The following is a 20,616-nucleotide window of genomic DNA, read 5'->3' on the forward strand; positions in this document are numbered from 1 at the left end:
TAAACAAATATGCCCCAGCCGGCATAAAATTGTAAAAACATACTGGTTTCGAGCAAGTGTTTCCCTTTTTATTTCAATAAATTTGCCCAGCAAAACATGAAGGTTATGAAAGATACCGCCTTATCAAAGACACATGAAGCCCTTGGTGCCAAAATGGTACCGTTCGCCGGTTACAATATGCCCGTTTCATATGAGGGTGTAAACATAGAACACGATACCGTTCGCAAAGGCGTAGGTGTTTTTGATGTTTCGCATATGGGCGAGTTTTTGATTACAGGGCCAACGGCCTTGGGCCTTATTCAAAAAATCACTTCGAACGATGCGTCGAAGTTGACTATCGGAAAGGCCCAATATAGCTGCCTGCCCAACGAAACCGGGGGCATTGTCGATGATCTTATCGTCTATCGCATCAAAGAAGAACAGTATTTATTGGTGGTCAATGCTTCGAACATTCAAAAAGATTGGGACCATATTTCTAAATACAACGCTGAATTCAATGCCGAGATGCGCGACCTTTCCGAGAATTATTCCCTTTTGGCCATTCAGGGGCCAAAAGCCATCGAGGCCATGCAAAGTTTGACTTCGGCAGATCTCTCCGAAATCAAGTTTTATAATTTTGTTGTCGCCGATTTTGCCGGAATCGACTACGTGATAATTTCCGCGACCGGTTATACGGGATCTGGCGGATTTGAAATCTATTGCAAGAACGAAGAGGTAAAACAAGTCTGGGACAGGGTTTTCGAGGCAGGTGCAGATTTTGGTATCAAACCGATAGGACTGGCCGCCAGGGATACGTTGCGTCTAGAAATGGGTTATTGTCTTTATGGAAACGATATTGATGACACCACTTCTCCTTTCGAGGCGGGTCTAGGTTGGATAACCAAATTCACCAAAGATTTTGTCAATAGCGATGCCCTTGCCAAAGAAAAAGCCCATGGCCCCGAAAGGAAACTGGTCGCTTTCGAATTGGATGATCGGGGAATACCCCGTCAAGGTTATGACATTGTAGATGGGAACGGCAAAAAAATTGGAACAGTGACATCGGGTACCATGTCGCCCTCTTTAGGAAAAGGTATCGGCCTAGGTTATGTACCAGTGATATTTTCCGAAATCGGGAGTAATATCCATATTCAAATACGTAAAAACGCCGTACCGGCCACGGTGGTCAAACTTCCTTTTTATAAAGGATAATCCAACTGTGCCAAACGGAGGGTAAGCTTGGAAGAAGGAGGCAAGAAAATATTGATTTTAGGAGGAAGCGGATTTCTGGGCCATGCCATTTACAAAGAACTCTGCAACTATTTCGATACCTATGGCACTTACTTCAGTGCCCGAAGGACATTTGAGGAAAACCAAAAATTTTTCAGATACGACATGCAAGAGGATGATGTTTTTCACTTGTTGGAAAAACTACGTCCACAACTAATCATTTCTGCCCTACGGGGCAATTTTGCGGCACAGGCACAATTACACCAGCATCTCGCCGAATATGTTTCGGGGCATGACTGCAAACTCTATTTTCTTTCTTCGGCCAATGTTTTTGACGCTTATAGCAAATACCCTTCGTACGAAAATGACAAAACCCTATCAGAAAGCATTTATGGACGCTTAAAAATAAAGATCGAGAACATGTTGTTGCGACTTCCCAAAGACAAAATGGCCATTCTCAGATTACCTATGGTCTTTGGCAATGGTTCGCCGCGCGTTAAGGAAATAAAAAACCTTATCTCACTAAATGAACCTGTCGAGGTATTTCCGAATCTCGTCATCAACGTCACCAATGATGACAAACTGACACAACAAATACATTATCTTATCAACCATAATAAAACAGGTATATTCCATTTGGGAAGTATCGACTTGGTACACCATGAAGATCTTATCAAAGAAATTGTGGAACGGATAGGTAATTTCAACCCGATTTACAAAAGAGTGTACACTACAAATGAAGAACGATATCTGGCCGTTCTGCCCAAGTACAACAAGCTTCCTAAAAATTTAGGGGCAACCGCCCAGGATATCATCGACCACCATATTTTAGGTTGAAGAAATAACGGTCTTTCTTATCTTTGGCCAAAAAAGAATCCATGGAAAAATTGTCGGAACGAACCATAGAGGAGCGATTGGAAAAACTTGAAGGTTGGGAATATGTCAACGGGGCCATCGAGACCTCTTTCGAGTTCACAAATTTCAAGGAAGCTTTTTCAGTCATGACCCTTATCGCATTTGAATGTGAGGCCCAGAACCACCATCCGGATTGGAGCAATATTTATAACTCCTTGAATATACGGTTGAATACGCATGACGCGGGAGGGGTTACCGAAAAAGACTTTGAGCTCGCCCATGCGATAGAACGAATTATAGACCCTGAATAGAGCGTTATTGCAAAACGATACCTCGACTTTTTCTTAAATTTGCAGCCATTATAATCTATAACGAAAGAAATGGGAAGAGCTTTTGAGTTTCGAAAAGCAAGAAAAATGAAGCGTTGGTCGGCCATGTCCAAGGCTTTTACACGTATTGGAAAGGATATTGTCATTGCCGTAAAAGAAGGTGGGCCAGATCCAGATTCCAATTCACGCTTACGTGCGGTCATTCAAAATGCAAAATCGGTCAATATGCCCAAGGACAATATCGAACGTGCCATAAAAAGGGCATCCGATAAAAACTTGGGCGATTACAAAGAAGTGCTTTTTGAAGGCTACGCACCGCATGGCATCGCCATTCTTATCGAAACGGCCACTGACAACAATACCCGTACCGTTGCGAACATCAGAAGCTATTTTAACAAATGTGACGGTAGCTTGGGCACTTCGGGTTCTGTTGAATTTATGTTCGACCATACCTGTAATTTTAGGGTTCCGGCAGAGGGCATCGACCCGGAAGAACTTGAACTCGATATGATCGATTACGGGGCCGAAGAGGTTTTTGTCGATGATGACGGTATCTTGATATATGCACCTTTCGAAAGTTTCGGCGCCATTCAAAAGGAATTGGAGCACCGTGGCATTGAAATCCTTTCCTCGGGATTTGAGCGAATTCCACAAGTGACCAAACAATTGACAGACGAAGAAGCCGCCGATGTCGAAAAACTACTCGAAAAAATCGAAGAAGACGATGATGTACAGAACGTATATCATACCATGCAGGAATAAGTTTTATTAATCTGATATTCAGTAACTTAATTATATTTTAGAAGATAAGTTTTGTACATCATTATACACTTCAAGTTTCGTAGTTTTTGAATATTAATTATGACAATCCTATCGAAGTACTCAAAAATAAGTGTGTTGCACTTATGAGTTGAACACAGCTTTTATCTAAATTTTGAAAAACAAAGTTTATCCCTAGGGATGGTCAAATCAAAATATCTAACTTTCCCAAATTACCTCAGTCAAGATTAATCGGCATTTTACTGAGTTCGATAAGAAATGAAAAGTGTGCAGTCCATAGCGGTCTTACCTTTTGTCAATATGAGCAATGATATTGACAATGACTATTTCTGCGATGGGATTACCGAGGAAATCATTAATGCACTCACAAAAATTAACCAACTTAAGGTTATTGCCCGGACCTCTTCCTTTGCCTTTAAGGGAAAGGATATCGATATACGGGAAATAGGCTGGCAATTGGGCGTAGATACCATTCTTGAGGGTAGCATAAAGAAGTCCGATAAAAGGGTCAGGATCACTGCACAGCTCATTGAAGTTGCCCATGGCACCCATTATTGGTCAAAAAAATTTGACCGTGAATTGACAGACATCTTTGTTTTGGAGGATGAGATCAGTCTTGCGATTGCAGACGAGGTGCGCAACAATTTTGGGCACTTTGAAGTTCAGGAGCATTTGATCGACCAACCTACGAGCAATATTGATGCCTATCAATTATTTCTAAAAGGAAGATCGTTACAATTGAAATGGACCCCGGAAAGCCTTAACCAGGCCATAACCTATTATAATCAGGCAATTGCCTTGGATAAAAATTATGCGAAAGCCTATTATGCCAATTTGCAATGCTACGGCTTATTGGCCATGTGGGGGTATATGCCCTACCAAGAAGCTATGGATTTGGCCATTGGCAATCTTTTGATCGCAAAAGAAATAGACACCTCCTTACCCGAATATCCGCATTCCTTTGTGGGTAAGTTTTTTTGGGGGGAATGGGATTTCAAAAATACGTACCTCCATATCAATAAAGTCTTGGCCATTAATCCGAATCACATCGATGGGTTGGAAGCTATGGCGGAACTGTTCATTGCCCTCGGCTTTTTTGACGAGGCCTTAGTATATGCCAACAAACTTTTGGATGTAGACCCGCTGTCGGCAAACAATCATTACACTTTTGCCCATATCTGCTACTATCAAGGTCAATTTGATAAAGCTTTGGAAAGTGTAGATTATGCCCTAATCCTTAATCCGGAATTAGCCCTAGCGCATCATTCAAAGTGTTTTTGTTTGATATGGTTAAACCAAGAACAGCAATTTGAAGAATTTATAAAGGACACGCCACTAGTCGAAGAGAAAAAATGGTTGTTCCGGCTTATCAATGAAAAGTCTGTTGAAGTCCCGAAGGAAATTGTATCACGATGGACAGCTAGTGAAAGCAACGAAACCATGCTTGTTCCCTACGACCTTTATATTTTAAGTAATTCCAACCATAAAGCGCTAGGTTTTTCCCGTTTGAAGGAAATGATCGACCGCAGGCGTGGCCAAATCATCAATTACAGGCAAGAACCTTTTTTGAAACCCTTACACGGGATGAATGGTTTTTCGGATTTGCACCATTCCAACCTGTGCCTTTCGGATATTGCATCCCCCGTGGAAGAGGAAGAAAAATCAACACCTACTATATTAGATGCTTCCCAAATAGCGGCCTTAAAAGAGGAACTGCTTACCTATTTTGAGGAAGAGGAACCTTTTTTGAATCCGCAATTGAGTTTAAAATTCGTGGCCGATGTCCTAGGGTTCAACACCAATAAAATATCCTACCTGATCAATACCGCCTTTGATCTAAATTTTAATGATTTTGTGAATTCATACCGCCTAAAACGCTTTAAATCCATTGCCCTGGACCCCAAAAACTCGCATTTGACCATTCTTGGATTGGCCTATGACAGCGGTTTTAATTCCAAAAGTGTGTTCAATACCTACTTTAAAAAAATAGAGGGGATAACCCCTAGGGCTTGGATGAAGTCCAATTCATGATTCATCTTCTTTAGTTCGTTTCAGATTATAATTCAGAACGATTGATGTGTACTTACGGTCAATCTTTGCATCAAAATTATAAATCAAAAAACGAACAATTATGACAACTTTACACAAACGCTTAGTCGTTTTCATGGTATCCCTTTTAGGGCTTTTTACATCTTGCTCTAAGGAAGACGACACCACTTCACCCAATCCCAACGACACCACCATTGAAACTGTCCTCACCGATATCGGGTTTCAAGGCTATGCCATTGTCACCAAAAACGGGAAGGATTTGGTACGCCAGGGTTTTGGATGGGCCAATCAAGACACGGAATTGCCCCAAGGGGATAACCTAGGGTACCGAATAGGTTCGGTTACCAAAACACTTACGGCAGCGGCGGTAGTACAATTAAAACGTGACGGGTTGATCCAAAGCTTTGATCAAACCTTGGATGAATTTGATACCGAATTCCCGAATGGTGATCAAATTACCATTGCCCAGTTACTATCCCATCAATCCGGTATACCAGAGTATCAATTACTGGCTGAAGGCGCTTACGAACAAGGGGGAACTTTGGATGAAGGGACTATTTATGACCTTATCAAGGAATTGATTCTTGAAAATGGACTCGATTTTACACCAGGGTCCAACAAAGAGTATTGCAACTCAAACTACCTCATTGCAGCCTTGTTGGTGGAGCAGGTATCGGGAATGCCCTATCACGAATATGTGCAGCAGAAAATTTTCAATCCGTTGGTAATGTCAGGATCCTACAAAGGGACGGATGAGATTGACAGCGATACCCACGCACAGGGCTATTTGAATGGAAGCCCTAACAGTTCGTATCCTATGGAAATTCCTTTTGGGGCAGGCGATTTCAGTAGTACGCCAAGCGATATGGAAACCTGGACAAATGCCGTAAAAACGGATTGGTTTACCGAAGCTGAAAAGTCGGAAATATTTGCCAAAGATGTTCCAAGTGGCTATGTGGATTTTGGCTTGGGATGGTTTACCACACAAGAGGGCAATACCACCATGTACTGGCACGGTGGCGATATTAATGGCTATTGGAGTATGATCGGTTTTATACCGGAATATGATGCCACGATTGTACTGTTAAGCAATCAGCAAGACGATACGGGAACGCAACGTAACACGATTATAGAACACGTATTGACCACAGCGTTTAATTAAAAATATTTCAATTATAGAGACATGAAAAAATTAGTAGTATTATTTGCCTTGTACACATTTTGTGTAAATCCTGTTTTTAGTCAGCAAGACTATGAAGTTAAAGTCATAACAAGTGTAGAATCTATTGTTTCAAGCGGATTGGGGCGATCACGTATACTCTCATCCAACGATGAAAGGAACTACAAAGAATTCACTTCCGAACAAACGGATGACGATAATTCCCGGAATACCTCTAAGAGAAAGGACATTAGGGTTAAAAACTTTGAAGAAACGAAACTGTTGAACTTTTACAATTTGGGCGGCATACGCTTTCAAAATATTGTAGCGAACGATGCCTTGATTTCATCAAAACTGACGGACATGCTTACGGAAGGTTGGGATTTGGTGTTCGTAACCAGTGCTGTGGAAAGTGACGCGGGTAGAAATGACGATAATGGGATTTTTATAACCCGATATATTTTTAAAAGAAAACTGGACTGAAAAACCCTTTAAATCTTTATTAGTGATGAAACATACCAACGTATTATTGGCAGGCGCTACAGGCTATTTGGGTGGTTTCTTATTGAAAGTCCTCATCGAAAGGAAAAATCAGGTCGTAGCCATTGTTCGCAATCCCGATAGCTTGCAAAATGACCATGAGAATTATTTGGAAATAAAACAGGCCCAAGTAACACGACCTGAGACCTTACGTGATATCTGTAAGGGCATTGACACCGTAATTTCTACCGTGGGCATCACCAGGCAAAAAGACGGTCTTACCTACATGGATGTCGATTATCAGGCCAATTTGAATTTGTTGGAAGAAGCTAAAAAGTCGAATGTAAAACACTTTGTGTACGTGTCCGCCATTAATGGGGACAAACACCGCAATCTAAAAATCCTTGAGGCCAAGGAAAAGTTTGCGGATGATTTGAAAGCTTCGGGATTGCATTATACCATCGTACGGCCGAATGGTTTTTTCTCGGATATGAAGGATTTTTTAGAAATGGCGAAATCGGGACGTGTTTATTTGTTCGGTTCCGGTCATCAAAAATTCAATCCTATCCATGGCGATGACCTAGCAAGGACCATTGTAGCTGCCTTGGATGATGGCAACAAAGAATTGACCATTGGAGGTCCGGATGTTCTAAGCTTGAATGAAATAAGTGAACTTGCACTAAAAACCTTGAACAAGCCCATTAAAATTGTGCATTTGCCGGATTGGTCCAGAAAACTGACCATTTGGTTTTTGCGAACTTTTACCAGTGTCAAAACCTATGGACCCATCGAATTTTTTCTCACCTTAATGGCAGAGGATTGTATTGCTCCCTGTTTAGGGACCCATCATTTGGAGGATTTTTATAAGGAAGTAGTTCAAAACAATATAGCACCAAAATGAAAAAAATAAACGTTTTTGGAAGAATTGCGCTGGGTATTGTAATGGCCTACGTTCTATTTCATATACTGATTTTATTGCAATTTATCCCATCCCATGTGGTTTGGGGAGGAAAAATAGTGGAACCCAAAACAATCCTAATTTTAGAATGGGTAGCACTTTTGGTTATGCTGTTTTTAGGCAGTTTGATTTTAATGAAAACCAAAGTAATTCCCAATAAATGGCAAGAGAAAACCCTAAACAGATGGTTATTGGTGTTTTCCGTATATTTTGTGCTCAATACCCTTGGGAATGTACTGGCTGAAAGTATTTTTGAAAAAGCGCAAGCCCTGCTTACCCTTATTTTAGCGCTAAGTTTATTTAAAATGTCCAAACGTAATCCATGAAAGCTCCGGACCCAAATACCCGCTTCCCCTTATCAAACTACGATACGCTTTGTTTTCTGAAAAACATCGTTACAAATCCGAATATCATAGTGGGAGATTATACCTATTACGATGATTTTGAAGATGTTGCCAACTTTGAAAAAAACGTCAAATACCATTTTGATTTTATTGGGGACAAGCTCATCATTGGAAAGTTCTGTATGATCGCCTCCGGTGCTACTTTTATTATGAACGGTGGTAATCATCTCACCGAAGCCGCAACGGCCTATCCCTTTGCCATATTTGGAGGTGCCTGGCAAAATGCCATGCAGGGCAAAAGCTATCCCACAAAAGGGGATACAATTATCGGCAATGATGTATGGATAGGCCACGGGGCAACGATTATGCCGGGAATACACATAGGAGATGGTGCCATTATTGCCACAAAAGCGGTGGTTACAAAAAATGTGGAACCTTACACCATTGTGGGGGGCAATCCTGCAAAACCAATTAAAAAACGCTTCTCCGAGGCTACCATTTCCAGATTGTTGGAACTACAATGGTGGGATTGGGATATAGAAAAAATCACCCAAAATCTAGGGAAACTCACCAGTAATCCTGAAGCGTTGTTTTAAAAACTTACATAGTATGTTCCAGAGGGCTTAACACTGAAAAGGTTAAGCCTTTTTTGTGCATCTAACTTTTCTTTTCACGATACAAAAACCTTGAATTAGTAAGGAAAACAAAAAGGTTTTGAATCATAATTCAGGACGATATGCCTTCCTGTGTACAGTTTCTTTGCCTCATCAATTCATAACAAATCAAAAACGAAAATTAAAAACACATTACAATGAAAAAACTATTCATCATCGGTTTAACACTTTGCACATTAAGTGTTTTTGCACAGGGTAACAAGGAGTCTATACTGAGTAATGATTCCGATTATAAGTACAGGGTGAGTTTTCCTGCCATCATCCTAGGTAATATTGGTAAAGGAGGCGAAAGAACCAATACCCAACATATTGAGCTTCATGTGAAGCGCGAATTGGATTCCAAAAACATCATCGGTGTAAAATTCGCCACTTGGAGATTGTTTCAGCCCATGGGCATACAGTGGTGGGACGGACTCCTGGATAAAATAGATTCCGAAAGTGAATTCTATCCCGGTTACCTACGTGAAACGGGTATTGGAATTTCATACCAACGCATGCTTTGGAAAGGACTGTTTGCAACGGTGGAAGTGCTACCGCAATACAAAACCTATCTAGACCTGAACAATGAAAAAATAGCCAATGGATTCAAGCTTTACACGTCTTACCATTTGGGTTATCATATTGCTTTCGGAAAAAAGAAGCGCATTTTTATTGAGCCACAGGTCCATTTTCAAAATTGGATGTTCGATACCAATACCCCGGACGCCTTTAAACAATTAGACAATAAATGGAAATCCTATTTCCTTTTTGAACCGAATCTATACGTTGGAATCAAATTTTAATGAAAATCCCAAAGCGATTCAGTCCTCCATGGAATATTAAATAAGAATTGGGATTACAGTGATTTAACCAATAATTTTTTAGCCACCACATCATGAAATATCTATTAGCAGTAATTTGTATTGCGCTATCCTGTACTTTATTCGCGCAAAGCCCTAGGCTGGATTCAAAACGTGTGGATACCACCCAATTTGTGAAAATTAGGGACAGTAAGCAATTCATCAGTATAAAAGGGAATAAAAGCAATCCGCTTATGCTGTATTTACATGGTGGACCTGGAGCGGCGAGCTCATCCCACAGGGAACAAATCACCCATATTCTGGAAGAACATTTCTTGGTGGTCCATTGGGATCAAAGAGGGTCAGGAAAATCATCGCTCGGTAATTTAAAATCGCCCTCCCTTTCGGTTATGACACAAGATGCCGAGGACATCTTGGAATATCTATTGGAAGCGTTTCATAAAGACAAAATGATAGTGGTAGCCAATTCTTGGGGAACCGTTTTAGGGTTCCATTTGGCATCAAAATATCCAAATAAAATAGCCTCATTGGTGGCCATTAGTCCCGTAATAGATAATCAAAAAAGTCAAGATGCGACCCAAGCCAAACTGATAAAACACTACAGGGCACGGAACAATAAGGAAGCCGTTGGGCAACTTAAAGCTGTACATATACCTTATGAAAACGTCGAGGATATGGCCGTTCAATTTAAATGGATCAGTGATTACAAGGGAACTCCCATTCCAGAAAATGAATTTGGTCAATACATGAAATTCTTTAAGGAATGGGAGCCACAATGGATGCCCCTTTATAAAGAACTGTATAGCATTAAGGCATTAAAGCATCGAACCCTTTTTAAAATCCCCGTGTATGTATTCATAGGGGAGAACGATCTAACCACCGGTTTTGAACTCACACAAAAATTTTATGAAAGGCTAGAAGCACCCAAAAAGCAACTGTTTCGGCTGAAAAATGTGGGACATCAAATACCGATGTACAAATCGGTAGAAATGCAAAACTTGATATACCATGTTTTGGCGACGGCCAACAAGTAATCAATCCAAAGTAAAAGGAATAGCTAGGTTTCAAATAATAATTCAAGACGATTTGCTTGAATAGGTACCCCAAATTTGTAACATCAATTTAAAACAATCAAAAAACGAACAATCATGAAATCAAAGATTCACGAATACCTATTAAAATTAAATAACAAAGGCATGAGTAAAACAATTAAAGAACAAATTTTACTAAAAATGGCTTGTGTAGCTTTTGCATTCGTATCCAGTATAACATATGCACAAAACGCACATTCAGAAACAACAACACAGAGGGATGGTTTCATCTTCGAATTCCAAGTAGGTGGAGGCATAATCGGTATAGAAGATAGTGCTGGCCATCAAACGTTTGACAAAGCCCAGGGAACGTTTGTTTTTCCAGATTTAAAGTTCGGCCATATGTTGAACGATAAACTCGCCCTTACGGTCTCTTTACCTGGAAACTTATACGAATTTCAGGACAACGACAGGCATTTTGGAGGCTTTATACCGTCCCTACAATATTGGGTAAAGGATCGTTGGTGGATTCATGGAGGTATAGGTTTGGCCATAGATTCACCGGCACTCTATGACATTAAGGACAACGAAAATGATGATTGGAATTTTGGATGTGCCGTGATGGCCAGCACGGGCTATGAAATCTACAAGAAGAAAAATTTTGCGCTGAACGTGCAGTCCAAGCTAGTGATGGGCAGGGCATTTTTAGCAGGAGATGCACATAGGGACGCAGTAAGCTTTAACATAGGGTTAGGGTTCAGTTGGTTCTAATAAGGACTATTTTAAATGAAGTATCTTACATAACGAAAGCAATACAATGAAAAATAAGGTAATACGAACCATAGTACTCTTTGTTTCCATATGGACTTTTGGTCAGCAGACGGCACCTCAAAAGATTGCGGAATTATTTACGACAGAATTGCAAAAGGAACCTATCAAAAGTGCTTTTCTGCACGTCCATTCCAAATCGAAAGGAATTGATGTTCGGTTGGCGGAAAGTAAGGTGGAAACGGAACATGGCATAACTATTAAAAACCCATTTTACACGGCCAGTATTACCAAAATGCTCACGGCTACCGCCGTAGGCATGTTAAAGGACCAAAAGAAGCTGAGTTTTGAAGATAAGATTGCACAATATCTGCCAAAATCACTAATTGAAAAGCTGCACGTATTGGATGGAAAGGACTACTCAAAAGACATTACCATCGCCCATCTTTTACAGCATACATCGGGGCTACCAGATTATTTTACGGACAAAACCGAAGATGGTAGTCCCAATATCATCAATCAGCTGTTGATGGATACGGATAAGTCGTGGTCACCCGAGGAAATGATTCGGTTTAGCAAAGAAAAAATGAAACCTCATTTTGTACCCGGTGATGGCTATCAGTATACGGATACGGAATATGTGCTGTTGGCACTGCTGGTCGAAAAGGTAAGCGGCCTTTCCTTGGATGCGTTTTTTAAACAGCATATTTTTCAGCCTTTAGGGATGCAGTCTTCCTATATCAATTTAAAATCATCATCGCTGAAGAATGAACGGCCCATGGCCCAATTTTATGCTGACGATATGGAACTATCAACGCTAAAAAGTTTAAGTGCCGATTGGGGTGGAGGAGGTTTGGTGTCCACAACCCAAGACCTGATTACCTTTCTTGAAGCTTACAACACCAATAAATTGGTAAAAAAGAATACACGCCACGCGATGCAACAATGGGTCGATGAAACGGTAGGCATGGAATACGGTTATGGGATACGAAAGGTATCTTTTACAACCCTTTTTGATAATGACACAAACTTGGAAGTAATCGGGCATACAGGTAGTACTGCATCCTTTTTGTGGTACTGTCCGCAATTGGACACCTACGTATCAGGCACTTTAAATCAATTGGAAGCTTCAAAAAGCACCCTCAAATTAGTGTATAACCTACTTCAACTTATAGAAAATGAGTATTTCTAGGTATTCATTTCGGAAAGGAATTGTTTATGCCGTTATTTTGATGATTCCCATAGCGCCTTCGGTATTTGCACAGTCAGTTCATAAAACGGATTGGAAAGAAGACCTTAAAATCTACAAGGAATTTTTGGTAAGAAAAAAATCAAAAGAGTAAGAAATATTTAATTTTATAATAGGCTTACTTATAAATTACCGAACAAATGTCGAACAAGCATTATTGTATATTTTTTTAATTATTTGATTATGAGTATTTTAAATAAAAACTAATGATATACAGAACGTATATCATACCATGCAGGAATAAGAATAATTTAGTCAATAGTTAAAAGCCCATTGGCTTATCATTTTTTGAAAGTGCCGTTAAATAGCCTGCAGCAACTTGATATTTTTGAACTTAGTAATCAAATAAATGACCTCCGTAAAAGAACATTGTTGTGGCGCAGATTTGTTTTTTGACAGGAAAACGGCAGAAAAACAATATCGGCACTATCTAAAAAATGGTCCATCAAGGGTAACGGCAAAAATCATCCAACAATTAACTAGGCAGACTATTGAAGGTAAATCATTGCTTGATGTGGGCGGCGGTATCGGTGCTCTGCAATGGTGGTTCCTTCAACGGGGCGGGTCAAAAACTATATCTATCGACGCCTCATCAGGTTATCTGCGGCAAGCGGAGGAACATGCTGCTAAAAATGGATGGGAGACAAAAACTCATTTCATTCTTGGTGATTATACCGAAGTATATTCTCAAGTCGACCGACCTGATTATATTACACTAGACAAAGTAGTCTGCTGCTATCCTGAATTTAAGGAAATACTTGAAATAAGCTGTCAACAAGCAAGAACATATGTTGCGCTGAGTTACCCCATTGATGGTATGATTTCTAGAATCATATCTTGGTTCGGCACTCTATTCATAAGATTTAAAAACAATTCTTTTCGACCCTATGTGCACTCTGTAAATCAAATCAGACAAGTGTTCGAGCAACAGGGATATAAAAGAGTTTCGCATGCACTGGCCTTCCCTTGGCACATTGAAATCTATCGTCGAGTAGAGGATATCTAAGGACCATTAAACTGTTGAATAGCAGGCTTTGGTCTACATCGAAGTAAATTCAGGCGAATGACATTGCCTATCATGACCTATTTATGTACGAACAATAGTTGAAGCCATAAGGAAGTAGTGGTATTGCCGATTTATGGGCCTTTCGAAAGTTTCGGGGCCATTCTAAAGGAATGGGAGCACCAGGGCATTGAAATCCTTTCCTCGGGATTTTGAGCGTATTCCACAAGTGACCAATCAATTGACAGACGAAGAAGCCGCCGTTGTCGACAACTACTCGAATAATTAAAGAGGGCGATGATGGGCAGAACGTATACCATACGACGTAGAAATGATATCGCCTGAAACCATAAAAAAAGCCACCTTGCACAAGGTGGCTTTTTGTCTTTTTATCAGCCTTATGGTTTGTTAATTACTTTTAAAATCTGATTGCCATTTCCAGTAGAAACATATATATAATACATTCCCGCCGGTAGTTTATCAGTTGTTAGGTTAATCTCATTTACGCCCTTCTTTAGATCGTATTTACCAAAAGTTCGAACTCTTTGACCAATTCCATCATAAATGGACAATTCTCCCGTCACATCGTTTGGTGATTTCACCACCAGCGTTATGTCATTTTTAAATGGAATTGGGTATCCGGACAATTCCAAGGCAGGTGTACGATACTTTTGAACATCATCCATTGGGCAAACCTCAGCGTGTAATATTACATGAAAACTATCCATATCGCCTGCATTCAGATTTTGCCATGTGTAGGTAATGAAATCACCACTGACCGTATCTGAATAAGGGTAATCCCCGGGCGCCACGGTTAAGTTACCATTGTTCTGTTTTACAGGTATGGAGTTACTGCCTACATACAATTGGGCCTCGGTCATCTTATAATCGTTTAGGGTTGATACCGTAACGTTGACAGACCCGTTGGAAAATGTTACTTCAACGGTTCCTACCAGGGCTCCTTTGCCAATATCGCATTGCCCGGCAGCAGCATAAAGATCCATCTGATATATACCATCTATAGAAGGAATCTCATTGGTCCATCCCCAGCGATTCCCACTTATATTGGGAATGTCTAAGAAGCAAGTCCTTACATTTTCATCCGAAGATCTCGCAAAAGCCGTTTCGCATTTGTCAATTGATCCAGGGTTGCAATTTAGATCTTCATCAATTTCTCCATCACCATCGTTATCTACACCATCGCAAACCTCAATATCGCATCCATCTGGGATACCATCACCATCAGCATCCAGGGTATCATCAGATCCAGGACAAACGTCAATACAGTCAGGCACCCCATCCTGATCGGTATCCATGCTATCGTCACAATCGTCAGTACAGTCAGGTGTTCCGTCGCCATCGCTGTCAATACTGTCATCACACTGGTCGGAACAATCAGGAGTGCCGTCCCCGTCAGTGTCAATCCTATCGTCACAATCGTCAGTACAATCGGGTGTTCCATCGCCATCGCTGTCAATACTGTCATCACACTGGTCGGAACAATCAGGAGTGCCGTCTCCGTCAGTGTCAATCGTATCGTCACAATCGTCAGTACAGTCAGGTGTTCCGTCGCCATCGCTGTCAATACTGTCATCACACTGGTCGGAACAATCAGGAGTGCCGTCCCCGTCAGTGTCAATCGTATCGTCACAATCATCAGTACAGTCGGGTGTTCCATCGCCATCGCTGTCAATACTGTCATCACACTGGTCGGAACAATCAGGAGTGCCGTCCCCGTCAGTGTCAATCGTATCGTCACAATTATCATAGCAATCGGCCGTGCCATCGCCATCTTGGTCGAAACCTTCGTCTATGTCGCCATCACCATCATTATCAATACCATCGCAGACTTCTCCATTGGGTTCTGTGATTGTAATGCTGCACCGGGAGGTTAATCCTATGGCGTCAGTGATGGTTACATAGTGAGTGCCCGCCTTTAACTTTGTGTTCAACTGCTCTGTTGTACCATCTTCCCATTGATAGGTATATGGTCGGTAACCCCCATTTCCTTGCACTTTGGCGGAACCGTCATTTCCTCCTCGAACGGTTACATTGCCATAAAGGTTGATCCAGCAATACAATTCTTTAGCTATATCTATTTGACCGACAGCCTCACATCCATTTATATCAGTAACGGTAACCGAATGCAAACCATAGGTCAAGGTAGTCGCTGTTTGGGTAATCTCCCCATTGTCCCACAAAAAGGTAAATGGACCCGATCCACCTTCTAGATTTACGGTAGCCACCCCGTCTTCCGTTAGATGGTTCGTTGCAAGCTCTTCCTGTTCAACACTGCAAATGAAATCATTGCAGCTACCCTCACCAGGTTCAGATATGGTCACGCTACACTGCGATGTGGCCCCCGTGGCATCTGTAATGGTCACATAATGGGTACCCGCAGACAGTGATTTGTTCACTTCCTCGGTTGAGCCGTCTTGCCACTTAAAGCTATATGGCCGATAACCCCCGTTACCTTTTACACTTGCAACGCCATCGCTACCTCCGCGGATGCTCACGTTCTGTATCAAGTTTGTCCAACAGTATAGTTCCTTGGCAATATCTATTTGACAAGTGGTCTCACACCCGTTGGAATCCGTTACGGTCACCGTATGCATTCCATAGGTCAAGGTGGTGGCTGTTTGGGTGTTCTCACCGTTGTCCCAAAGGTAAGTGTACTCTGCCGCGCCCCCTTTTGGGTACACCGTTGCAACACCGTCTAGCGTCAAATGGTTCGTTGCGAGCCTATCTTGCTCTATGCTACAGGTCAACGGCTCGTTGTTGGTTACGATGAAAGCCTCCGAAGTGGCCTCACATCCCAATTCGTTTGAAACCGTTACGGAATAGCTTCCCTCCAAGGCCGTAATGGTCCGGGTAGTCTGGCCGCCCGGTGACCATAGATAACTTGCAAAGCCGGCCCCGGCATCCAAGGTAACCCCGTTCCCGTCATGGCAATAGCTATCGTTTCCGGTGATCTCCACCATAGGGGCCGGGTTCACCGTTAAGGTGGCCGCTTCACTGGTCACCGAACAATCGTCCGTGGGGTCATTCGACGTACCGTTGTCCGAAGTTATTATTACACGGTATAGCCATCCATCTGCATTGACGAATGCACCCTGTGGCGCATTGATAATACTTTCAGTCTGATTATCAAGATTAGTCCAAAATTGGCCTCCACTAGTCGATGATTCCCAACGATATGTAAGTGTTCCGTTTCCAGTGGCCCCAACGCTAAAACTATAGGGCTCAAATTCGCAGACCTCTACATCCTGGGGCTGGGTGTCAATTGAAACTTCACATGGAATAATCACATCTATTGTGGCCGCATCGCCATCATCCTCATCCCCCGGGTCATCAATAACATTACCATCCCCATTGGTATCCACACCATTGCCCGGGGTAGAGTCCACATCGGTTTCGTTCTGCGCGGTTACTTCCGCAAGGTTCAAATAATCCCCCGATGCATTTACGGTGGCCGACACCGTCAAGGTTTCGCTTTGGACGGCCACTAGGCTGCCCAAAGTCCATTGTCCAGTACCACTGTTATACGTTCCTTGGCTAGTTGTGAAGCCCGTATAGGTATACCCACTGGGCAATTGGTCCGTAACCACTACCCCGGTTGCCGTACTCGGGCCCTGGTTGGTCACCACCACCGTAAATGTGACAGGGTCGCCAACATTGGGCGTGGCGTTATCAACGCTCATTTCAAGTTCTAGGTCCACCTCATTGGTATCGAAGTTCCAGAAATTGACCGATCTATTGCTAACGGTATTGTCGACCGTGAATTGGGTACATGGGCGACTCATCCCTTCCGGATCCGTATCACCTCCACCTAATATGTTGGTCCAGCCAGGCTGTGGGGTTTCACATATGGTGTAGGTCCCAACGGGAAAGGCACCAAAGGAAACCACGCCATTGGCATCGGTTATACCATCGGCCAACTCATTGCCACTCTCATCATAGAGCGTGAATTCCCATCCTGGGAGTCTTGGATCGTTCGCAAAGCTTACGCCTCCGATTCCATCATCTTGGAGTTTGGTCGCGAAAATATCAACAAGGTCTACCTCATAGTTCCAGAAATTGACCGATCTATTGCTAACGGTATTGTCGACCGTGAATTGGGTACATGGGCGACTCATCCCTTCCGGATCCGTATCACCTCCACCTAATATGTTGGTCCAGCCAGGCTGTGGGGTTTCACATATGGTGTAGGTCCCAACGGGAAAGGCACCAAAGGAAACCACGCCATTGGCATCGGTTATACCATCGGCCAACTCATTGCCACTCTCATCATAGAGCGTGAATTCCCATCCTGGGAGTCTTGGATCGTTCGCAAAGCTTACGCCTCCGATTCCATCATCTTGGAGTTTGGTCGCGAAAATATCAACAAGGTCTCCTGTTGTAATTGCAAAATTAACATCAACCGTACCTGGATAGACATTTTCATTATCGCTCACCCAATTAGCAATATTATGTACGGTTGCCCTAATTTCTTCGGGCGTGCCCGACAAGGGACAACCCGCTATACCACAACTAAATTGAAAGTTATCTTGTTCAATTCCTCCTGGGCCTGTCAATCTGATAGCGGTATCGCCTGTTGTCAAAACGTCAGGAAGCGCTGAAGTGGTGTTGCTCGTTGCGTCACCATCCCAGTTTGCATCATCTGTTACGCCAGATACCACATTAAAATGCAATCCTGCTATAAATGTAGGGCTGGCGATACTGCCCTGTATGGCGAACAGTTGATCTCCTAATACCGTAAATGAAGCCGCCGGTGGAGACAAATTACTAAAATCCAATACAATAACGTCGCCTGCCGTTCTGGCCACACCAGAAGTCCAGGTAAATTCACCGTCACCGGCAAAAGAAGAGAATCCAGTAACATCACTCCAACCTCGATCCGTAAAAATAATCTGTGTGGCAGCGTCAACATCTTTTAACAAAATGAAGGCAAAGCTGTCATCGGTATCTGTTTCCCCGTCGGTATTTATACCCAAAAAGGCAATATCTCCAGCACTTAGGGTTGTCTGGGCAAAAGCAGTAATAAAAGTGAGCAATAAAGCACACAAGAATGTAATTTTTCTCATATCAGGTCTGTCTTAGTTGGTGAATTTCTCGTAGATATTAACTTCTTGAAGGAAATAATCCAGTCAAAGCGATGATATAAGTCACACATTGGAAAGGTTGTATATTATTTACGGACTGGCTACCCCCTGAATTCAAGGTCTGAAATGTGGCCATGTCGGAGTCTGAGGTCGTACCAAAACTATCAAGACCTGCCCCGGCAACATAATTACCGGAGGGCACATCGGTATTACCTTCTTCCTTAGCAGGTAAGGAAACTCCATGACTGTGTGATGGTAGTTGATTTACATTCAACGTGTTGGTCTCCGTACCGCTTTTTTCTCCCAATCTTCTTGGGGTCAAACCAGGTCCATTTCCTGCATGCATGGGAACTCTACCACGTAAATCAGGTAATCCAAAGGTTGTTCGACCGTCACCCCCATAGGTAGTTCCTAAAATTGAATATAAAGCAGAGTTGCTTGCAATGGATAAAAGTTGACCGTCACACAATGCCCATCCGCGTGGGGCAAAGTTTCCGCCGAACATTATAATTTGTCCTATAAATGGTTCCATAGTTTAATAATTTATTGGTTGATTGAAATATTAAAATTGATTTTTGTTTTATAGAATAATTTTTCCATTTTTGGAAAAAGTAGACTGTCTTCTAAATTTCGATTGGATTCCCAATGTTTATCGGTGATATATGCACCGAAACCTGAAAATTTCAGCTCTGTCAAGGTCGACCTCGCACCCGTAGAAAGTTTAAAATGTACTGTTGTATGCTTACCGAACTCACGGTTAGGGTAATCGGTTAAGATGTGATAACAGCCATTTTCATCTGTTATCAAGCTGCCCTTATGACCCAATTTTTTTGAATCGGGCGATAGGTGCCAAAATTCGATTAGGACACCTCTCAATATATTTTTGCCAGTATCATCAAAAATTTGTCCCGATATCTCGATTTGTTTACCAAATAGTTTCTTTCGTATATCCTTTACATGCAATACTCCGCTTTCAAATTGCATCGTTGAAATGGATGGCCGCACTTTGGATGGAAATAACATAAGCCCACTAGAGGCTATTAAAGAATTCTTGAGGAAATTCCTTCTCAGGTAGTTTTGTTTCATATTCCTATAGGTTTGGTCATTTACAAAACCATAGGAAGTAAATCGGTTCAATTAAGGTGTGGGGTAATACAGACTGATTATCAATGAATTTTAATCAAAAAAATCAATTGAAAGGATGGAAGATAGGTTTTTGTTTATATAATGCTAATGAAATTGTATAAATGGTATGGTTTTCACGATAAACGACGAAAAAAGTGTTAAATAATTCAAATCCAAGATTTAAGAGTTCTTCGAAATACTGCATTATGGAAATATTGGCCCAAAATTAACTCAGTAATAATATCGGGGACATTTATCTCTCTATTGATTAAAGAAATATATTAAGTTTCAAGAAAAAAACTTTTAACGTACAAAACCAAAAAGCCTAATTTTAAATTGTTATTAAAGACAAAATAATATTGCCATGGAATGAGAGCTATTTATATAATATGCCGTACCAACACCTGCATCCACATTTAAGCATGGCAGAGCCTGGCATTCAACATACTAGCTTGAGTAATAAAATTGGTTTTTGAAAAAGAATCACCTCCTATCATAAAAATAAAAGTACATCTGTATTTAGTCACCCATGAGTTCAAACCATGCATATTATTATAGGGACAAAAGCTTAGGCGTTTGAAAACCTCGGTGTTCATCGGTCATTATGTAATCAATAAATCAGATGCAAATTTCTATTTTAAACCTCAAAAATATTCTATGCAATAAACGTGTCAATCAAAGAGAAAAATCTCGATACCGAT

The 20,616-nt window shown here is 41.6% G+C and carries 18 protein-coding genes; 15 read left to right on the top strand and 3 right to left on the bottom strand.

Annotated features, from left to right (window positions below; translation table 11 throughout):
• Nucleotides 1-105 precede the first annotated feature (105 nt).
• From gcvT to ACEZ3G_RS13515, 15 genes are all read left to right on the top strand, one after another.
• Nucleotides 106-1,191 (top strand): glycine cleavage system aminomethyltransferase GcvT, encoded by a 1,086-nt coding sequence (gene gcvT, locus ACEZ3G_RS13445; RefSeq protein WP_432426010.1) that lies wholly within the window; start codon nt 106-108, stop codon nt 1,189-1,191.
• Between the two features lie 27 nt (nt 1,192-1,218).
• The gene (locus ACEZ3G_RS13450; RefSeq protein ID WP_432426011.1) at nt 1,219-2,046 is read left to right on the top strand and encodes a sugar nucleotide-binding protein; all 828 of its coding nucleotides are present in this window, start codon (nt 1,219-1,221) and stop codon (nt 2,044-2,046) included.
• A 41-nt stretch (nt 2,047-2,087) separates the two neighbouring features.
• Complete coding sequence (locus tag ACEZ3G_RS13455; RefSeq protein ID WP_432426012.1) at nt 2,088-2,375, top strand: 4a-hydroxytetrahydrobiopterin dehydratase; 288 nt, start codon at nt 2,088-2,090, stop codon at nt 2,373-2,375.
• Between the two features lie 69 nt (nt 2,376-2,444).
• Nucleotides 2,445-3,155, top strand: a complete 711-nt coding sequence (locus ACEZ3G_RS13460; RefSeq protein ID WP_432426013.1) for a YebC/PmpR family DNA-binding transcriptional regulator — start codon at nt 2,445-2,447, stop codon at nt 3,153-3,155.
• A 276-nt stretch (nt 3,156-3,431) separates the two neighbouring features.
• A complete protein-coding gene (locus ACEZ3G_RS13465; protein ID WP_432426014.1) occupies nt 3,432-5,204 on the top strand; it encodes a helix-turn-helix domain-containing protein in 1,773 nt (590 codons plus the stop codon).
• Between the two features lie 100 nt (nt 5,205-5,304).
• Nucleotides 5,305-6,384, top strand: coding sequence for a serine hydrolase domain-containing protein (locus tag ACEZ3G_RS13470; protein ID WP_432426015.1), 1,080 nt, complete (start codon nt 5,305-5,307; stop codon nt 6,382-6,384).
• A 21-nt stretch (nt 6,385-6,405) separates the two neighbouring features.
• Entirely contained in the window at nt 6,406-6,864 is a 459-nt protein-coding gene (locus ACEZ3G_RS13475) for a hypothetical protein (RefSeq protein ID WP_432426016.1), read from the top strand.
• Between the two features lie 25 nt (nt 6,865-6,889).
• Nucleotides 6,890-7,762 carry an SDR family oxidoreductase gene (locus tag ACEZ3G_RS13480; RefSeq protein WP_432426017.1) on the top strand — a complete coding sequence of 291 codons (873 nt, stop codon included), beginning with the start codon at nt 6,890-6,892 and terminating at the stop codon, nt 7,760-7,762.
• The gene (locus ACEZ3G_RS13485) at nt 7,759-8,145 is read left to right on the top strand and encodes a hypothetical protein (protein ID WP_432426018.1); all 387 of its coding nucleotides are present in this window, start codon (nt 7,759-7,761) and stop codon (nt 8,143-8,145) included. The genes ACEZ3G_RS13480 and ACEZ3G_RS13485 overlap by 4 nt, the downstream gene beginning before the upstream one ends.
• Entirely contained in the window at nt 8,142-8,759 is a 618-nt protein-coding gene (locus ACEZ3G_RS13490) for a CatB-related O-acetyltransferase (RefSeq protein WP_432426019.1), read from the top strand. The genes ACEZ3G_RS13485 and ACEZ3G_RS13490 overlap by 4 nt, the downstream gene beginning before the upstream one ends.
• Before the next feature lie 215 nt (nt 8,760-8,974).
• Nucleotides 8,975-9,619, top strand: coding sequence for a hypothetical protein (locus ACEZ3G_RS13495; RefSeq protein ID WP_432426020.1), 645 nt, complete (start codon nt 8,975-8,977; stop codon nt 9,617-9,619).
• A gap of 251 nt (nt 9,620-9,870) precedes the next feature.
• Nucleotides 9,871-10,671 (top strand): alpha/beta fold hydrolase, encoded by an 801-nt coding sequence (locus ACEZ3G_RS13500; RefSeq protein WP_432426021.1) that lies wholly within the window; start codon nt 9,871-9,873, stop codon nt 10,669-10,671.
• Between the two features lie 162 nt (nt 10,672-10,833).
• Entirely contained in the window at nt 10,834-11,439 is a 606-nt protein-coding gene (locus tag ACEZ3G_RS13505; RefSeq protein WP_432426022.1) for a hypothetical protein, read from the top strand.
• A gap of 46 nt (nt 11,440-11,485) precedes the next feature.
• The gene (locus tag ACEZ3G_RS13510) at nt 11,486-12,628 is read left to right on the top strand and encodes a serine hydrolase domain-containing protein (protein ID WP_432426023.1); all 1,143 of its coding nucleotides are present in this window, start codon (nt 11,486-11,488) and stop codon (nt 12,626-12,628) included.
• Between the two features lie 406 nt (nt 12,629-13,034).
• A complete protein-coding gene (locus ACEZ3G_RS13515; RefSeq protein WP_432426024.1) occupies nt 13,035-13,691 on the top strand; it encodes a class I SAM-dependent methyltransferase in 657 nt (218 codons plus the stop codon).
• A 395-nt stretch (nt 13,692-14,086) separates the two neighbouring features.
• On the opposite strand, the gene ACEZ3G_RS13520 is transcribed toward ACEZ3G_RS13515, so the two are convergent.
• Genes ACEZ3G_RS13520 through ACEZ3G_RS13530 form a run of 3 tightly spaced genes read right to left on the bottom strand, consistent with a single transcriptional unit; the run spans nt 14,087 to nt 19,876 of the window.
• On the bottom strand, nt 14,087-18,772 hold the full coding sequence (locus tag ACEZ3G_RS13520; protein WP_432426025.1) for a SpaA isopeptide-forming pilin-related protein: 4,686 nt from the start codon (nt 18,770-18,772) through the stop codon (nt 14,087-14,089).
• Nucleotides 18,773-18,809: 37 nt separating this feature from the next.
• Nucleotides 18,810-19,322, bottom strand: coding sequence for a phage tail protein (locus ACEZ3G_RS13525; protein WP_432426026.1), 513 nt, complete (start codon nt 19,320-19,322; stop codon nt 18,810-18,812).
• An 11-nt stretch (nt 19,323-19,333) separates the two neighbouring features.
• Nucleotides 19,334-19,876, bottom strand: a complete 543-nt coding sequence (locus ACEZ3G_RS13530) for a hypothetical protein (RefSeq protein WP_432426027.1) — start codon at nt 19,874-19,876, stop codon at nt 19,334-19,336.
• Nucleotides 19,877-20,616 lie beyond the last annotated feature (740 nt).

Origin of the sequence: Meishania litoralis, assembly GCF_042611095.1 — a bacterium.
Lineage (GTDB): Bacteria > Bacteroidota > Bacteroidia > Flavobacteriales > Flavobacteriaceae > Meishania > Meishania litoralis.

Coding starts and splice junctions, on each gene's coding strand:
- ACEZ3G_RS13500 (WP_432426021.1), top strand. CDS start 9,871: ATGCTGTATTTACATGGTGGACCTGGAGCGGCGAGCTCATCCCACAGG.
- ACEZ3G_RS13520 (WP_432426025.1), bottom strand. CDS start 18,772: ATGAGAAAAATTACATTCTTGTGTGCTTTATTGCTCACTTTTATTACT.
- ACEZ3G_RS13515 (WP_432426024.1), top strand. CDS start 13,035: ATGACCTCCGTAAAAGAACATTGTTGTGGCGCAGATTTGTTTTTTGAC.
- ACEZ3G_RS13505 (WP_432426022.1), top strand. CDS start 10,834: ATGAGTAAAACAATTAAAGAACAAATTTTACTAAAAATGGCTTGTGTA.
- ACEZ3G_RS13465 (WP_432426014.1), top strand. CDS start 3,432: ATGAAAAGTGTGCAGTCCATAGCGGTCTTACCTTTTGTCAATATGAGC.
- ACEZ3G_RS13490 (WP_432426019.1), top strand. CDS start 8,142: ATGAAAGCTCCGGACCCAAATACCCGCTTCCCCTTATCAAACTACGAT.
- ACEZ3G_RS13455 (WP_432426012.1), top strand. CDS start 2,088: ATGGAAAAATTGTCGGAACGAACCATAGAGGAGCGATTGGAAAAACTT.
- ACEZ3G_RS13510 (WP_432426023.1), top strand. CDS start 11,486: ATGAAAAATAAGGTAATACGAACCATAGTACTCTTTGTTTCCATATGG.
- ACEZ3G_RS13470 (WP_432426015.1), top strand. CDS start 5,305: ATGACAACTTTACACAAACGCTTAGTCGTTTTCATGGTATCCCTTTTA.
- ACEZ3G_RS13525 (WP_432426026.1), bottom strand. CDS start 19,322: ATGGAACCATTTATAGGACAAATTATAATGTTCGGCGGAAACTTTGCC.
- ACEZ3G_RS13475 (WP_432426016.1), top strand. CDS start 6,406: ATGAAAAAATTAGTAGTATTATTTGCCTTGTACACATTTTGTGTAAAT.
- ACEZ3G_RS13495 (WP_432426020.1), top strand. CDS start 8,975: ATGAAAAAACTATTCATCATCGGTTTAACACTTTGCACATTAAGTGTT.
- ACEZ3G_RS13480 (WP_432426017.1), top strand. CDS start 6,890: ATGAAACATACCAACGTATTATTGGCAGGCGCTACAGGCTATTTGGGT.
- gcvT (WP_432426010.1), top strand. CDS start 106: ATGAAAGATACCGCCTTATCAAAGACACATGAAGCCCTTGGTGCCAAA.
- ACEZ3G_RS13485 (WP_432426018.1), top strand. CDS start 7,759: ATGAAAAAAATAAACGTTTTTGGAAGAATTGCGCTGGGTATTGTAATG.
- ACEZ3G_RS13460 (WP_432426013.1), top strand. CDS start 2,445: ATGGGAAGAGCTTTTGAGTTTCGAAAAGCAAGAAAAATGAAGCGTTGG.
- ACEZ3G_RS13530 (WP_432426027.1), bottom strand. CDS start 19,876: ATGAAACAAAACTACCTGAGAAGGAATTTCCTCAAGAATTCTTTAATA.